Source organism: Neobacillus endophyticus (assembly GCF_013248975.1).
Classification (GTDB): Bacteria; Bacillota; Bacilli; order Bacillales; family Cytobacillaceae; genus Neobacillus; species Neobacillus endophyticus.
In genome coordinates this window covers 550,807-566,884 of sequence record NZ_JABRWH010000001.1, presented here as the reverse complement: position 1 = coordinate 566,884, position 16,078 = coordinate 550,807, and the positions used below count along the sequence as shown (strand labels likewise).

The 16,078-nt window shown below is 40.9% G+C and carries 18 protein-coding genes; 14 read left to right on the top strand and 4 right to left on the bottom strand.

Annotation, left to right across the window (positions count from 1 at the left end; translation table 11 throughout):
• Window positions 1-178: 178 nt before the first annotated feature.
• The 9 genes from sufC to HPT25_RS02765 all read left to right on the top strand — a co-directional run bounded on the left by sufC (window position 179) and on the right by HPT25_RS02765 (window position 9,182).
• Window positions 179-964 carry a Fe-S cluster assembly ATPase SufC gene (gene sufC, locus HPT25_RS02805; protein ID WP_173059620.1) on the top strand — a complete coding sequence of 262 codons (786 nt, stop codon included), beginning with the start codon at window positions 179-181 and terminating at the stop codon, window positions 962-964.
• A gap of 23 nt (window positions 965-987) precedes the next feature.
• A complete protein-coding gene (sufD, locus tag HPT25_RS02800; protein ID WP_173059616.1) occupies window positions 988-2,298 on the top strand; it encodes a Fe-S cluster assembly protein SufD in 1,311 nt (436 codons plus the stop codon).
• Window positions 2,298-3,527, top strand: a complete 1,230-nt coding sequence (locus HPT25_RS02795; RefSeq protein ID WP_173059613.1) for a cysteine desulfurase — start codon at window positions 2,298-2,300, stop codon at window positions 3,525-3,527. The genes sufD and HPT25_RS02795 overlap by 1 nt, the downstream gene beginning before the upstream one ends.
• Window positions 3,517-3,954: a Fe-S cluster assembly sulfur transfer protein SufU gene (gene sufU / locus HPT25_RS02790; RefSeq protein WP_173059610.1), complete on the top strand. Its 438-nt coding sequence runs from the start codon at window positions 3,517-3,519 to the stop codon at window positions 3,952-3,954. The genes HPT25_RS02795 and sufU overlap by 11 nt, the downstream gene beginning before the upstream one ends.
• Before the next feature lie 51 nt (window positions 3,955-4,005).
• On the top strand, window positions 4,006-5,403 hold the full coding sequence (sufB, locus tag HPT25_RS02785; protein WP_173059607.1) for a Fe-S cluster assembly protein SufB: 1,398 nt from the start codon (window positions 4,006-4,008) through the stop codon (window positions 5,401-5,403).
• Between the two features lie 368 nt (window positions 5,404-5,771).
• Entirely contained in the window at window positions 5,772-6,617 is an 846-nt protein-coding gene (locus HPT25_RS02780; RefSeq protein WP_173059604.1) for a DUF72 domain-containing protein, read from the top strand.
• A gap of 27 nt (window positions 6,618-6,644) precedes the next feature.
• A complete protein-coding gene (locus tag HPT25_RS02775) occupies window positions 6,645-7,466 on the top strand; it encodes a sulfite exporter TauE/SafE family protein (RefSeq protein ID WP_173059601.1) in 822 nt (273 codons plus the stop codon).
• A gap of 8 nt (window positions 7,467-7,474) precedes the next feature.
• A complete protein-coding gene (locus tag HPT25_RS02770) occupies window positions 7,475-8,821 on the top strand; it encodes a bifunctional metallophosphatase/5'-nucleotidase (protein WP_173059598.1) in 1,347 nt (448 codons plus the stop codon).
• A gap of 58 nt (window positions 8,822-8,879) precedes the next feature.
• The gene (locus HPT25_RS02765; protein ID WP_173070829.1) at window positions 8,880-9,182 is read left to right on the top strand and encodes a YunC family protein; all 303 of its coding nucleotides are present in this window, start codon (window positions 8,880-8,882) and stop codon (window positions 9,180-9,182) included.
• Window positions 9,183-9,218: 36 nt separating this feature from the next.
• Here the strand turns inward: HPT25_RS02765 and HPT25_RS02760 are convergent, their stop codons facing one another.
• Window positions 9,219-10,214 (bottom strand): M23 family metallopeptidase, encoded by a 996-nt coding sequence (locus HPT25_RS02760; protein ID WP_376767903.1) that lies wholly within the window; start codon window positions 10,212-10,214, stop codon window positions 9,219-9,221.
• 186 nt (window positions 10,215-10,400) lie between these two features.
• On the opposite strand from HPT25_RS02760, the gene lipA reads away from it, so the two are divergent.
• A complete protein-coding gene (gene lipA / locus HPT25_RS02755) occupies window positions 10,401-11,318 on the top strand; it encodes a lipoyl synthase (RefSeq protein ID WP_173059595.1) in 918 nt (305 codons plus the stop codon).
• A 52-nt stretch (window positions 11,319-11,370) separates the two neighbouring features.
• Here the strand turns inward: lipA and HPT25_RS02750 are convergent, their stop codons facing one another.
• A complete protein-coding gene (locus HPT25_RS02750) occupies window positions 11,371-12,024 on the bottom strand; it encodes a YhcN/YlaJ family sporulation lipoprotein (protein WP_173059593.1) in 654 nt (217 codons plus the stop codon).
• A gap of 115 nt (window positions 12,025-12,139) precedes the next feature.
• On the opposite strand from HPT25_RS02750, the gene HPT25_RS02745 reads away from it, so the two are divergent.
• Window positions 12,140-12,415: a YutD family protein gene (locus HPT25_RS02745; protein WP_173059588.1), complete on the top strand. Its 276-nt coding sequence runs from the start codon at window positions 12,140-12,142 to the stop codon at window positions 12,413-12,415.
• A 152-nt stretch (window positions 12,416-12,567) separates the two neighbouring features.
• Here the strand turns inward: HPT25_RS02745 and HPT25_RS02740 are convergent, their stop codons facing one another.
• Window positions 12,568-12,867: a cytosolic protein gene (locus HPT25_RS02740; protein WP_173059585.1), complete on the bottom strand. Its 300-nt coding sequence runs from the start codon at window positions 12,865-12,867 to the stop codon at window positions 12,568-12,570.
• Window positions 12,868-12,924: 57 nt separating this feature from the next.
• Entirely contained in the window at window positions 12,925-13,191 is a 267-nt protein-coding gene (locus HPT25_RS02735; protein ID WP_173059582.1) for a DUF3055 domain-containing protein, read from the bottom strand.
• Between the two features lie 187 nt (window positions 13,192-13,378).
• Between HPT25_RS02735 and HPT25_RS02730 the strand changes: the two genes are divergently transcribed.
• From HPT25_RS02730 to HPT25_RS02720, 3 genes are all read left to right on the top strand, one after another.
• The gene (locus tag HPT25_RS02730; protein WP_173059579.1) at window positions 13,379-14,677 is read left to right on the top strand and encodes an EAL domain-containing protein; all 1,299 of its coding nucleotides are present in this window, start codon (window positions 13,379-13,381) and stop codon (window positions 14,675-14,677) included.
• A 25-nt stretch (window positions 14,678-14,702) separates the two neighbouring features.
• Window positions 14,703-15,140, top strand: coding sequence for a DUF86 domain-containing protein (locus HPT25_RS02725; protein ID WP_173059577.1), 438 nt, complete (start codon window positions 14,703-14,705; stop codon window positions 15,138-15,140).
• Window positions 15,141-15,259: 119 nt separating this feature from the next.
• A complete protein-coding gene (locus HPT25_RS02720; protein WP_173059574.1) occupies window positions 15,260-16,024 on the top strand; it encodes a TIGR01457 family HAD-type hydrolase in 765 nt (254 codons plus the stop codon).
• Window positions 16,025-16,078: the final 54 nt, after the last annotated feature.

The window sequence follows — 16,078 nt, the reverse complement described above, 5'->3', positions numbered from 1 at the left end:
TCTTTATCCTCTTGACATTCTCATTTAGATGCAATTCAGTGAAAATAAGCAGTAGTTATCACTGCTTGGGAGTTGCTAATAGATTTCATTTGTTATAAGATTGTAATGAGAATAGATTGAGAATGAGTTTAGAATCGACTAGGATTCTTACGAGATAAAATTTTCGGAGGTTATAAATATGGCTGGATCAACTTTAACAATCAAAGACCTGCATGTGGCTATTGATGGGAAGGAAATTTTAAAAGGGGTTAACCTTGAAATAAAGGGTGGAGAAATTCACGCAATCATGGGTCCAAACGGAACTGGGAAATCTACATTATCATCTGCCATTATGGGCCATCCAAAATATGAAGTAACTGGCGGAAGCATCACCTTAGACGGCGAAAACGTCCTGGAAATGGAAGTAGACGAACGTGCACGTGCAGGCCTATTTTTAGCTATGCAATATCCAAGTGAAATTACAGGGGTTACCAATGCAGACTTCTTACGTTCTGCCATTAACGCCCGCCGCGGTGAAGGAAATGAAATTTCTTTAATGAAATTTATTCGTCAAATGGATAAGCAAATGGAATTCCTTGAAATGGATCTTGATATGGCACAGCGCTACTTAAACGAAGGCTTCTCAGGCGGGGAGAAAAAGCGTAACGAAATTTTACAGTTAATGATGTTAGAGCCGAAGATTGCGATCCTGGATGAAATTGACTCAGGACTAGATATCGATGCTCTTAAAGTTGTTTCCAAAGGTGTTAACCAAATGCGCGGCGAGAATTTTGGCTGCTTAATTATTACTCACTATCAGCGTTTGTTAAACTATATTACTCCTGACCATGTGCATGTGATGATGCAAGGCCGCATTGTAAAATCCGGCGGACCTGAGCTGGCACAGCGCTTAGAAGCAGAAGGTTATGAAGGGCTTAAGAAAGAGCTTGGAATCGAAGACGAAACGGTTGAACAAGAAGCGTAAGCGTTAGAGTTAGGAGGATAACAATGACAACGGAAATAAAATTACCACTTGATAAGGGAGCTGTCAGCTCATTTTCAAAAGAAATGAACGAGCCTGCCTGGTTTGCGGAACTTCGCCTAAAGGCTTTGGATCATTTCGCTGAACTGCCAATGCCTAAACCAGATAAAACAAAGATTGATAAATGGAATTTCACCCAATTCAATCAGCATACTGTAAAAAGTACTCCTTTCAGTTCACTAGCCGATCTGCCAGAAGCAGTAAAAGCATTAGTGGATACAGATGTAAAAAATCAAAATTTATATATCCAACGTAACCAGACGCCGGCTTTTCTTTCTATTTCTGAAGAGCTTAAGTCAAAAGGCGTTATTTTCACCGATTTATTTACAGCTGCAAAAGAGCACGGTGATTTATTGAAAAAATATTATATGACCCAAGCTATTAATGCAGATGAGCATCGTTTAACGGCTCTTCATGCTGCATTAGTAAATGGGGGAGTATTCCTATATGTTCCGAAAAACGTGGAAATTACAGAACCAATTCAAGCTGTTTTTGTCCAAGATGATGCGGAAGCTAATTTGTTTAACCATGTTCTTGTTGTCGCAGAAGATAACAGTGCTGTCCCATATGTTGAAAACTATATTTCCACAGTGGAAGAATCTAATACATTGGCGAATATCTTAACAGAGGTCATTGCAGGCGCCAATGCAAGAGTCCAATATGGTGCTGTTGACAGTTTGGAAAAAGGTGTGACCGTTTATGTGAACCGCCGCGGTGTTGCTGGAAGAGATGCTCGAATCGAATGGGCACTTGGTTTAATGAATGAAGGCAATACTATTTCTGATAATACGACAAACTTGCTTGGTGATGGTTCCATCGGCGATACCAAAACGGTAGTAGTTGGCCGTGGTGAGCAAAACGGCAATTTTACAACAAAAGTTGTTCACTTTGGTAAACATACATTGGCGAATATTTTAAAGCATGGGGTTGTTAAGGATAGCGCGACCGTGATTTTTAACGGTATTGGAAAAATTGAACATGGTGCGTCCAAATCCGATGCAGAACAAACTTCCCGTGTATTAATGCTAAGTGAGAAAGCGCGCGGAGATGCCAATCCAATGCTGTTAATTGATGAAGATGATGTTATGGCAGGCCATGCTGCATCTGTTGGCCGTGTTGACCCGATTCAACTTTATTATTTAATGAGCCGCGGAATATCAAAAACAGAAGCCGAGCGTTTAGTCATTCATGGTTTCTTGGCACCAGTAGTAAATGAGCTTCCAATTGAACATGTTAAGGCACAATTAACGGAAGTAATTGAAAGGAAAGTAAGATAATGAATATCACGGATATTCGTAAACAGTTTCCGATCTTAGACCAAGAAGTCAACGGTAAGCCTTTAGTATATCTTGACAGCTCGGCTACTTCCCAGAAGCCAATTCAAGTAATTGAAGCACTGGATCAATACTATCGGGGATACAATTCAAATGTCCACCGCGGTGTGCATACACTAGGGACAAAAGCAACTGATGCTTACGAAGGAGCACGTGAAAAGGTTCGTAAGTTCATTAACGCAAAATCGATTCAAGAAATCATTTTTACACGAGGAACAACAACTGCCCTTAACACGGTAGCATCGAGCTATGCGGCTGCCAACCTTATGGAAGGCGACGAAATTATCATTACGTATATGGAACACCACAGCAATCTGATTCCATGGCAGCAAGTGGCGAAGAAAACGGGTGCACAGTTAAAGTACTTCCCGCTTCAGGCGGATGGTACATTGTCATTGGATGATGTCCGAGCTACCGTTACGCCAAATACAAAGATTGTAGCGGTAACGCAAGTATCAAATGTTCTCGGAACCATCAATCCGATTAAAGAAATCGCGCAAATTGCTCATGAAAATGGGGCGATCATCGTGGTTGACGGCGCGCAAAGTGCACCGCACATGAAGATTGATGTTCAAGATTTGGACTGTGACTTCCTTGCTTTCTCTGGGCATAAAATGTGTGCCCCTACGGGAATCGGTGTTCTATATGGAAAAAGAGAACTGCTTGAAAATATGGAGCCAATTGAGTTTGGCGGCGAAATGATTGATTTTGTTGAATTATATGATTCAACATGGAAAGAGCTGCCGTGGAAATTTGAAGGTGGGACACCTATCATCGCTGGAGCGATTGGTCTCGGTGCAGCTATCGATTTCTTAACTGAAGTTGGCTTGGATCAAATTCTGGAACATGAACATAAGCTTGCAGCATATGCTTTAGATAAGCTGTCTTCTGTTGAAGGTATTACAATTTACGGACCAATGGATCCGGCAAAACGCGGCGGTCTTGTTACATTTAATATTGAAGACGTTCATCCGCATGATGTTGCCACTGTTTTGGATGCGGAAGGAATCGCGGTTCGCGCTGGCCACCATTGCGCACAGCCGTTGATGAAATGGCTAAAAGCTTCTGCAACAGCACGTGCCAGCTTTTACCTGTATAATACAGAAGAAGATATTGATAAACTCGTTGAAGGGCTTGTCAAAACAAAGGAGTATTTCAGCGATGTCTTCTAATTTAGATGCACTTTATCGAAGAGTAATTATGGATCATTATAAAAAACCCCGCAATCGCGGGATTTTAGAAGATGGCAACCATACGATAAATATGAACAACCCTACTTGCGGCGACCGTATTCAGCTAACCTTTAAGGTGGAAAATGGAATGGTGGAGGACGCCCGCTTCGAGGGAGAAGGCTGTTCCATTTCGATGTCCTCAGCATCGATGATGACAGAAGCCATTAAAGGAAAAAAAGTAGAGGATGCTTTAAAGCTTTCCAAAATTTTTTCTGATATGATGCTAGGAAAAGAATATGACGACGAAGTAGATTTAGGCGATATTGAAGCACTTCAAGGTGTTGCCAAATTTCCAGCTAGAATTAAATGTGCTACATTGGCATGGAAGGCTATGGAAAAAGGCTTGAAGAACGAGGAACAAGAATAGAACGGCCTGAAGGGATTCCCTGATCCGTTTACGAAATGGAGGAACTCGACAATGGCAAAAAAAATGCCTGAGATCGGTGAATATAAATATGGTTTTGCCGATAAAGACGTTTCCATCTTTAGATCCAAACGTGGTTTAACACGTGAAATCGTGGAAGAGATTTCAAAAATGAAGGGTGAGCCTCAATGGATGCTTGACTTCCGTTTGAAATCATTGGAAATTTTCTACAGCAAACCAATGCCTCAATGGGGCGGAGATTTAAAATCATTAAACTTTGATGAAATTACTTACTATGTCAAACCTTCTGAGAAGTCCGAGAAGTCTTGGGATGAAGTACCAGAAGAAATTAAGGCTACATTCGATAAACTTGGGATTCCAGAAGCAGAACAAAAATATCTTGCTGGGGTATCTGCTCAATACGAATCTGAGGTTGTTTACCACAATATGAAAGAGGATCTTGAAGAATTAGGTATCGTCTTCAAAGATACTGATTCTGCGCTTAGAGAGAATGAAGATCTTTTCCGCGAGCACTGGGCGAAAGTAATCCCGCCAACTGATAATAAATTTGCGGCGCTAAACTCTGCTGTTTGGTCCGGCGGTTCCTTCATTTATGTTCCGCCAGGTGTGAAAGTGGATACGCCATTACAGGCCTATTTCCGCATTAACTCTGAAAACATGGGCCAATTTGAAAGAACATTAATCATCGTTGATGAAGGTGCACATGTACACTACGTAGAGGGCTGTACAGCACCAGTATATACAACAAACTCCCTTCACAGTGCTGTTGTAGAGATTATTATTAAAAAAGACGCTTACTGCCGTTATACAACGATTCAAAACTGGGCTAATAACGTGTTTAACCTCGTTACAAAGCGCGCAGTTTGCGAAGAAAACGCAACTATGGAATGGATCGACGGCAACATCGGTTCAAAATTAACAATGAAATATCCGGCTGTTATTTTAAAAGGCGAAGGCGCACGCGGTATGACACTGTCAATCGCCATTGCTGGTAAAGGGCAAGTCCAGGATACTGGTTCGAAGATGATCCATTTGGCTCCAAATACGTCTTCTACGATTGTATCGAAATCCATTTCGAAGCACGGTGGAAAAACAAACTATCGCGGGTTGGTACATTTCGGCCGCAAAGCAGATGGTGCGCGTGCAAACATCGAGTGCGATACATTGATCATGGATAACCTGTCTACTTCTGATACGATTCCATATAACGAAGTATTAAATAACAATATTTCACTTGAACACGAAGCAAAGGTTTCCAAAGTTTCGGAAGAGCAGCTGTTCTATTTAATGAGCCGCGGTGTTTCTGAACAGGAAGCAACTGAAATGATCGTTATGGGCTTCATCGAGCCATTTACAAAAGAACTTCCAATGGAATATGCCGTTGAAATGAACCGTCTGATCAAGTTTGAGATGGAAGGCTCTATTGGGTAATAAATGTGTAATAAGAGAGGCCCGCTTGCTGGAATTCAGCAGGCGGGTTTTTTGTCCGATAGGGAAGAATTCCTTTCCTATAAAGGTTAAAGGAAACTACACCTCTGTCTTTCTGCCGGGCTGGCCAGTCGGCGAGTTTCCTTTAATAAGAAGGGAGTAATTGGTGAATTGGTGGTTAACTGTAGGATGATCAGTAATCATACATTAAAATACTTATTGCTGCAAAGCCAAATAACTGTTAGCTATCTATCGTCAAATAGAATTTGATACAGCGGAAAGCACTAGTCCTCTATCAACTAATCCTTCATTCTTGCCGTTTAGCCCGCTTCCCCTACATATGCTATTATTAAAAAAGGAGGTGTTTTCCAGTGATCTATATTGGCGTAACAGGCTGGGGAGATCATGATTGTTTATATCCTTGGCCAATCTCTCCCAAGGATAAATTAAAAGAGTATGCCGGACATTTTCCTGCTGTTGAAGTCGACTCTGCATTTTATGCTATTCAGCCAAAACGCAATGCTGTGAAATGGGTTAGTGAAACACCGAATAGCTTTCAGTTCATTGTTAAAGCCTATCAAGGAATGACAGGGCATATGCGCGGTGATATTCCCTTTGAATCAAAACCGCAGATGTTTCAAGCTTTTAAAGAATCACTCGAGCCCTATCAAGAGAAAGACAAACTAGCCATGGTTTTATTCCAATTTCCGCCATGGTTTGACTGCCGCCGCGAAAATGTAGAATATTTAAGATGGTGCCGGCAAGAAATGGGTGACGTGCCATGTGCCCTTGAATTTCGGCATCAGTCATGGTTTACGCCGCAGTACCGCCAGAGAACACTCGATTTTATGACGGCTGAAAAATGGATTCACAGCATTTGTGATGAGCCGCAATCTGGCGAAGGCTCCATACCTGTAGTTTTACATTCAACAGACACTGAAAAAGTGCTTGTAAGGTTCCATGGCCGTAACACTTATGGCTGGCAGAAGCGAAATGCTGAAAACTGGCGAGATGTCCGATATCTCTATCGTTATAATTATGAAGAACTGCTGGAATGGGCTGGGTGGATTAAAAAACTTGCAACAGACTGCAGCCACGTTTACCTGCTCTTTAATAACAATTCCGGCGGAGATGCAGCAGACAACGCGAAAGAAATGATCAACATTTTGCAAATTGAATACGAGGGACTGGCTCCTAGACAGCTGGATTTATTTTAATAAGCAACAGCAAAAGAAGGTGAGCTCATGGAATGGTTAATCATTGTCTTGGTAGGGATACTAGCCAGCTCAGTCGGATCGCTGATTGGAATGGGTGGAGGAATTATTGTTGTTCCAGGGTTACTCTATTTATCCACATTACCTGGATTCAGCCATCTTACTCCTCAGGTGGTGGTAGGTACTTCACTGTTTACGATGATTTTTACCGGGTTATCATCCACATTAGCTTATATGAAACACAAAACAGTGGATTACAAAAGCGGCTTTATATTTCTAATTGGCAGTGGCCCTGGTAGTATCCTTGGGGCTTGGGCAACTGAAAAATTAAATTTACACTCCTTCAATATCTATTTTGGGATTTTCATTTTACTTGTTTCTTTTGTCCTCGTCATCAAGGGAAAATTAAAGCCCCATCCGTTTCGTAAAGATCATGGAATCATCAGGTCTTTCAAAGATAATAGTGGAAACACATACGAATATGGCTTTAACCCTTTTTTAGGTGCGGCAATCTCCTTTGTTGTTGGATTTTTATCTGGCGTTTTCGGCATCGGCGGCGGCTCGCTAATGGTACCAACCATGATTTTATTATTCTTTTTCCCTCCACACGTGGCAACGGCCACTTCAATGTTCATGATTCTTCCTACGTCCATATTGAGCTCTATTGCACATATTGCAATGGGAAATGTCAATTGGCTTTATGCTATGGCATTGGTTCCGGGGGCATGGTTAGGGGCGAAGGCCGGGGTGTTTTTAAATACTAGATTAAAAAGCAAAACGATTGTCTTGATTCTTCGAACTATTCTTGTTATTGTGGGGATACGTTTAATATATGAAGGAATAGCAGGGTAAAGTTAAAAATGGAAACGATACATATTTATCATACCAATGATATTCATAGCCATCTTGAAAATTGGCCGCGGATTCGGCAGTTTTTAAAAAAGGAAAAAGAACGCCATCAACAGACCGGAGATCAGGTGTTTCTTTTCGATATTGGGGATTTTATTGATCGCTGGCATCCTTATACTGAGGCAACTCTAGGAAAAGGGAATATTGAATTCTTGAATGAATGTCAATATAACGCCGTTGCCATTGGAAACAATGAAGGGGTTAATCTGGCGCATGACGATTTAAATCACCTTTATGATCATGCTAAATTTGATATTTTGACAGCGAATCTTTTTCAAAAAAACGGCAATTATCCGGACTGGATAAAGCCATATATGGTCTATCAGACAGCTCAGGGTACTAAAGTCGGTGTAATTGGGTTAACTGCCTATTTCGCTCACCTATATGAATTACTAGGCTGGAAGCTGACAGAACCTTTTTCGGAGCTGAAAAAGTGGATTCAACCATTAAGAAAAATGGCAGATGTAGTCATTCTGCTGTCTCATTTAGGCATCCATGATGATGAGCGAATTGCGGCAGAATTTCCTGAGATTGATGTTATTTTAGGAGCTCACACCCATCACCACCTTGATATAGGTAAACGGATCGGCAATTCGATTATTGGTGCCGCAGGAAAGTATGGCCACTATGTTGGCCATGTCACATTAACTCTAAATAACCAGAAGCAAATTACGGCTAAAAATGCACTTCTTTATGTGGAAAAGGACCTTCCTTCAGTTGAGAATGAGGACGAAATCGTTCATTCTTTTTTAGACAAGGGAAGAGAAATGCTTCAAAATCATGTTATAACGCTAAAGCAGCCGCTGGAAAGTGATCCGTTTAGGGAAACAGAATTGGCTCTTATTTTATGCCGGGCTATAAGGGAATGGTGTAATGCGGATTGCGCAATGTTAAATGCGGGCCTTCTGCTCGGCCCATTAGCAAATGAAGTGACGGACTATGACCTGCTGTCCATTTGCCCTCACCCAATAAATCCATGTGTTGTCGATCTTACGGGTAAGGAGCTGCTCGAAATTATATCAGAAACAAAAGATCAAAATTTAGTGAAAAAACATATTAAGGGTTTGGGTTTTAGAGGAAGTGTCTTAGGCATTTTCGTTTTTGACCAGATTAGTTTTGTTCAAGATAAAGTGTTGATTCATGGTGAAGAAGTAAATTTGGAAAAAAATTATACGCTGGCTCTTCCTGATATGTTCACGTTCGGCCATTTCTTTAAAAATGTTTTACCGCATAAGGAAAAGAATTATTTCTTGCCGGAATTCCTGCGGGATATATTAAAATGGAAGTTCCAGATGTAGTCCACACGCTTTTTCCGCTCTTTTCATAATGTGATAAGAGGAAAGGAGTGTGGAGCTTTTGATAGATATTTCACCTGTTACTATTAACGGTTATACGTTTTTAGCTGTTACGGTGTTATTGCCTAAAACTACATTGCTTGCCGTGACAAACGATAAAGGATATATCATGTGCGGCGCATTGGATGTCGGTCTATTAAATGATAAGTTGAGGGATCGGCGGATTATTGCTGGCAGGGCAGTAGGTGTAAGAACCATCGAGCAGCTGTTAAATGCCCCGTTGGAATCCGTCACATATGAGGCCGAAGAATTGGGAATTCACAAAGGTATGATCGGTAAGGATGCCTTGTTGAAAATGATTTAAAGCCTGCTGCCACCAGCAGGCTTTTCTCATATTTGTTTATCTGCTTCTTCGCAGCTCCATTCTCTCCATCCGTTTCCATTTGGCTAAATGCGGATAAGGGTCAAATGACCATTCGGTGATTCCATTGTCCCTATACATGCCATAGTGCAAATGAGGAGGAAATTTGCCTGATGTTCCTGGAGGTCCATAGCCTGAGCTCCCTACTCCGCCAATAATCATACCTGGTTCTACTATTTGCCCAACATGCAGATTAGGGGCAAAGCCGCTGAGATGAGCGAAGTAATGATACGTGTTATTAATATCGCGGATGCCGATTCTCCAGCCTCCAAATTTATTCCAGCCTTTCATTTCGATAATGCCGTAACAGGTTGCCCGGACAGGGACACCGTAGCCGGCAAAGATATCAGTTCCCTCATGCATTCTACGCCCTCCCCAGCCGCGGGCATCTCCCCATGTGCTGCGATAACTGTGATTGGAACGCAGCGGAACAGGAAACACCTGCCTATCCAGATTGAGACGTCCAAAATGACGATACATTTGTGCTTTACCTACAATAATTCCCACCGTTTTATCACGATGATAGTAATTCCAAAGCCCAATTTTGATATTATCATGGTCAACGCCATAAGATGTCAGATAATGGGCGAAGGCGTATAACACGTCATCATCATTTTTCTCGCTCGCCTTGCCATCACCATCGCCGTCGACCCCCATCCCACCAAAAAACTGTATGATGGCAGGATTTTCTTCCTGTAGGTTAGGGTTAGCGTAGCCTGACCATTTGTTAGGAGGGATATAAATACCGATAAGACTGTCCGGCTTTGGCAAATCTCGCCGAACCTGGCGGATACTTCTTTCATATTGATCAACAGCCGCTAAATAATACCAAGGAATATTGGTTACGGCTTCGATTTTTTTATAAAGCTTCATTCTCTCCTGATTTGGATCCTGGTCATTTGCATGAGCATCCCTGACAGCCACTGTTAACGTAAAGAATATAAGAAAAGTACCAGTTATAAGAATAGCCCGCACTAAAAGGATCCTCCTTCCCGTTCATGTACAAATTTAGTTTATGAATTCTCCAATTTTTCATTATCGCTAATAATTGGAAACGCTAAATTTGCTTTCTGAGTGATTGCCTTGCTTGTCGTTCTGAAAACAGTATGATAAAGTGACAACAGAAGAGTTCAACTGTATACATTAGGTAGGGGTGCAGAAATGAGTAACAAAGATGAAATTCTTAGAAAACCGGAATGGTTAAAAATAAAATTAAATACAAATGAGTCTTATACAGGCTTAAAAAAATTAATGCGTGAAAAAAATCTACATACCGTTTGTGAGGAAGCACGGTGTCCGAATATCCATGAATGCTGGGGAGTAAGACGAACAGCAACCTTTATGATCTTAGGTGACGTATGTACACGTGCTTGCCGCTTTTGCGCTGTAAAAACGGGACTGCCGACGGAATTAGATTGGAAAGAGCCTGAAAGGGTTGCTGATTCTGTGCAAATCATGAACTTAAAGCATGTTGTTGTGACAGCTGTAGCCCGAGATGACTTAAAAGATGGCGGTGCTGCTGTATTTGCTGAAACCGTTCGGGCGATCCGCAGGAAAAATCCATTTACAAGTATTGAAGTTCTTCCATCCGATATGGGCGGAAAGGAAGAGAATTTGCAAATCTTAATGGATGCAAAACCAGATATCCTTAATCATAATATCGAGACAGTCAAAAGGCTGACCCCAAGAGTCAGAGCCCGTGCTAAATACGATCGCTCTCTTGAATTCCTGCGCCGGGCAAAAGAAATGAATCCTTCCATCCCAACAAAATCGAGTCTGATGGTAGGGCTTGGTGAAACGAAAGAAGAAATTCTTGAAGTGATGGATGACTTAAGAGCCAACAATGTAGACATCATGACAATTGGGCAATATCTACAGCCGACAAAAAGCCATCTCAAGGTTGTAAAATATTACAGTCCTGATGAATTTAAAGAGCTGCAAGAAATTGCCCTTAGCAAAGGCTTCAGCCACTGTGAAGCAGGTCCGCTTGTCCGCTCATCCTATCATGCTGATGAGCAGGTCAATGCTGCTGCCAAGCACAAGCAAATGCTTGGCGAAAAAGATGCTCAGCAGGCGTAAATCATTTTTTTATATCCATTTCGAACCAAATAAAACTCGCAACGGGCGAGTTTTATTTGGTTTTATTCATATATGGACGGTTTAATGTATGATCATCAGATGTCAGGCCATTTTCATCCTCAAGATCGTTCATTGTTGAACCCTGTGGGGACTTTTTCATTTGATTAATAACATGGTTAACGGCATTGCGTGCATTTCGGCTTGTGGAATGCAAAGATGCCAAGTTTTCTACATCGCGTCTTAAGTGCTTATTGTCTGTCACATAAACATGATAAAATCTTGGGACAACAGACATGGCAGTTTTCTTCACTTGGTCGGCAGTTAAATTGCGATCTTTTGAATCCGTATCATAGGCAACCAATACATCCTGGTCGGTGACAAGGGTTGAAACATCATGAACATTTGGAATATTAACACTTTGTTTACTAATAACGTGTGCCACCTGTTCGCGGTCCAAAGCTGTAAACGATTGATTTGCCGTATTGTCATTCATCACGGGGCTCTTTTGGTGACGAACAAAGCCATAACCTGTCGTAACGTCCCGCACCCCTTGGCTTCCGCCTTCTCTATAAAGTTCATAGCGTTTTTTGTTCACATTAATGGTATTGTCGCTTTCCCGATACATATCGTTTTTCCCTGTATCCTGGGCGCATCCGGTAAGTGCCATAATCGTACATAATCCGATGACTATGACCAATTTTTTCAATTTGAACACCTCCTATTTTTAGAATAGCCAGCACAAATATTTTTTTTCTTAGTAATTGATGGGGAATCGGTTATAATGAGAATTAGATTTGCTGGTAAAATTGAGGTGATAATCCATGATTGTTCTAAACAATACGAATTATGAATTGGTACAGGAATACCGGAACGGTTTTAATGAGGAAGCCTTAAAGGCAAGATATAGTGACATATTATCCAGATATGATTACATTGTAGGGGACTGGGGCTATAATCAGCTTCGCCTGAAGGGATTCTTTGATGATCAGAATCAAAAAGCAACGTATGATACGAAGATCAGCACGTTAAGTGAATATCTCTATGAATTTTGCAATTTTGGCTGTGCTTATTTTGTTTTAAAAAAATTAAAGAAATAATAAGTCGGCATGTGTTTGATGTAATAAAGAAAACTCGCCGATTGGCTATCTTGGCAGGGCGAAGACAAAGACTTAGTTGCCCTTATGCCTGATAGGAAAGTTTATACTTTCCGACCAGAAAAAAGCGGAAACGCCTAGTGCGTTTCCGCTTTTTAATCTTGTTCATTACTAAGCCGATATGGCGACTGCACATCGGAATCCGTGTCATCATGAGTTGGATGAGATCCTTCCATTTGTCGTGGCATTTCCTGATGCAACGATTTATTTTCATAATTGAATGGAGTATATCGGCGCTGGCCCTCTTTCCAAGGTGTACTCTTAAGCTCGACTGGCTCATCTTTTCTAAACGCCGAACCTGCAGGCCCTTCAGGAAATTCCTCAGCCGTTAAATAATTTCTCCGTTTTTCTACATTACCGAAATCTGTATATTTTTCAGAATCATGATCCGCCATGTACTTCACCTCTTACCTTTATTATGGCAAACGGTGGGGGAAAACATGTGAAACGATCTAAACCAATTCGATTAAGAAGGATCTTAGTTCCTCCGCTTCACTTTCATTTAATTGAAAGGCATACTCTAGATAGCCCTCTTCCTGCAAATCATCTTGGCCAATAATGGCAAAGCGGTTCCCTTGCATGTCCAAAACAAGTGATTTTCCGTAGTGGCGGCTTGTTTGGACAATCGCTAAATCAAAACGTTGATTCTCACCAACGAAACTTACAAATCTTGTTTTTGTATCTTCCTTGTCATCATATAGAAAAAAACGCTCTGTCATATCAGCAATCTCCTTTTAAATCTTATTTCAGCCTTCTTCTCTATAGTATCAAATTCTGGAGAAAGAAGGGAGTCTAGAGTTTTTTATGGTTTTTTTAGAAAAAAATTCTTAGATAAACGCGAAGGCTGTCAAATTATGCTACAATATAACTAAGTGCGCAAAAGTGACTTCTTGAGAGGTGGAAAGTATGGTCCGTCGTTACATGGATAGAGCAAAACGTGCCCTGCAATGGGGGAGAATTTTATTTCCTCTTTCTTCGTTACGTTATTATCCGCCTCAATTTATTTTGCGCGACCCTGTCTTTGAGGGGGTTAAGGCAGCCTTCATCTCTGGCTGTGAAGTAGCTGTCATTGTTTTTAAATTAAAAAATTTGGAAATGATGGCAGATGAGCAGGGGAAACATCAGCATTTAATATTTGTAAAAAAATTAAAAAGACTGTTCCGAATTGCGGTAGAACAGGAATTAACTACAGAAGAAATTATTACGCTACATGATTATTATGGTGACGGTTTCACTTTAATAATTAAAGTAGATTATGACAGTTGCTCTGCCTCAGATTTAGAATTTTTAACAAAAAAAATTGCTTATAATGTGGAAGAAAACTTGTTAAAATCATATCCTTCTTTCCAGATAGGTTTTCAAACGGGCTTTATGTTTGTTGAAAAAAACCGGATCTCGATTCAAGATTCCATTGCCGAAGCACATAGACAAGCGATTACAATGGCTGAAAAGAGAGTAAAGTCTGAAAATAATGATATGATTTATGCCATGAATGAAATAATATCGAAAAAAAATATTACACTTCTTGCTCAGCCAATTATGGACGTGGAAACATCCGAAATTCGCGCCTGGGAAATACTTACAAGAGGACCTCGAGGCACGGTATTGGAAAGCCCTTTATCACTGTTTTCAGTTGCAAGGCAGCTTGGAATGCTATATGACCTGGAATTGATGGTCATTGAAAAGGCTTTTGAACAGATCAAAGTGACCAAATGCCGTGAAGATATTTATGTGAATTGCACTCCGCCAACGCTGGGAAATATTCGTTTTACCCGGGATTTAAAAGAAATTATGGAGAGGTATCCAAGTATTTCTCCCTCGAAGATTACATTTGAAGTAACCGAAAATGATTCCATCGAAGGGTTGAAAAACTTTATTTATAATATAAGATTGCTCAGGCTTATGGGTTTCCGGATCGCCATGGATGATACAGGTGCCGGATATTCCAACTTAAATTCCATCAGCAATATTATGCCGGATATTATTAAAATTGATCGTGCCGTCATTCAAAATATTGATCAAAATTCTTTAAAAGAATCCATCCTGAAAGGTCTGCTGCTGGTTGCTAGAGAAGCTGGGTCTCTGGTAGTGGCAGAAGGAATTGAAAGGGAGGAAGAGACGGTTGTCTTAAAGAGACACAATGTCGATTTGGCACAAGGGTATTTTTATTCGCCTCCGACGATGTTAAGTGGCAGGACCACCTAGACCATTCAAGAAAGAAGTGAAAAGCATGTATTTTGTTGACCGTGCTAAAGTTGAAGCAACGCTCGTCTATTTAGAAAAGCAAATTAGTCTATTTTCAAGTCAAAGCAATTGGCAGACACCGTTAGAAATCGCAGCACTGGAACGAATCACGCAAATGATGCTGGAGTCTGTCCTTGATGTTGGAAATGCTGTCATTGACGGATTTATTATGCGCGATCCAGGGAGCTATGAGGATATCATTGATATTTTAATGGATGAGAAGGTTGTTTCTGGAGAAACAGGCGGCAGTTTAAAAACACTGATCCTTTTCCGTAAACAGCTTGTGCAATCATATACAGAAATTAATCATCAGCAATTAATAGAAGAATTCACAAAACATTTGCCAGCTTTAAGCCTTTTTTCCGTTAATGTCCGGGATTTCCTTACTAACGAGCTAGGACCGGTTTCGGCTTTCAAAAATTAATCCATTAGACCGTACAGGTGGTCTTTTTTATATTTACCAGGCCTTGTTAAAATGTATTTTTACACTAGTTGTGCCTAAAGCAGAAATAAACAGCACCAAACTAAAAGGAGTGAAGTGGTATGAAAAAATATAAAGGTTATTTAATTGATTTGGATGGAACCATGTACAAAGGATCGGAACGAATTGAAGCAGCATCCGATTTTGTTAAAAAGCTGAAAACAAAAGGAATTCCTTATTTATTTGTTACGAATAACTCATCTCGCACACCAGCACAGGTAGCAGAGAAGCTGAATGACTTTGATATTCCGGCCAATGAAGAATTAGTTTTTACAACGAGTCAGGCGACAGCGAATTATATTTATGGAATAAAAAAAGATGCTTCTGTATATGCCATAGGAGAAGAAGGAATTCTTACGGCGTTGGAAGAAAAGGGATTTTCCTTTGCAGGCGAGCATGCTGATTTTGTGGTAATGGGAATTGATCGAGCCATCAATTATGAAAAATTAGCTGTGGCCTGTCTGGCAGTCCGAAATGGCGCGACATTCATTTCTACCAATGGAGATATCGCATTGCCTACAGAAAGAGGGCTGCTCCCGGGAAATGGCTCACTGACGTCGGTGGTTGCTGTTTCTACACAGACTAAGCCAATATTTATCGGCAAGCCAGAATCGATCATAATGGAGCAAGCATTGAAGGTAATCGGAACGGCTAAGGAAGATACATTGATGGTTGGGGATTTTTATGATACTGATATTTTGGCGGGAATAAATGCTGGAATGGATACGCTGTTAGTTCATACAGGAGTCACTACGAAAGAATTGCTGGCAGGTTATGACCGCAAGCCAACCTATGCCATCGATACATTGGACCAGTGGGAGGTATAAGATAGAACGGATGAGGAAAGACCTCATCCGTTTTTTTTAGTCGATAGGAAGTAT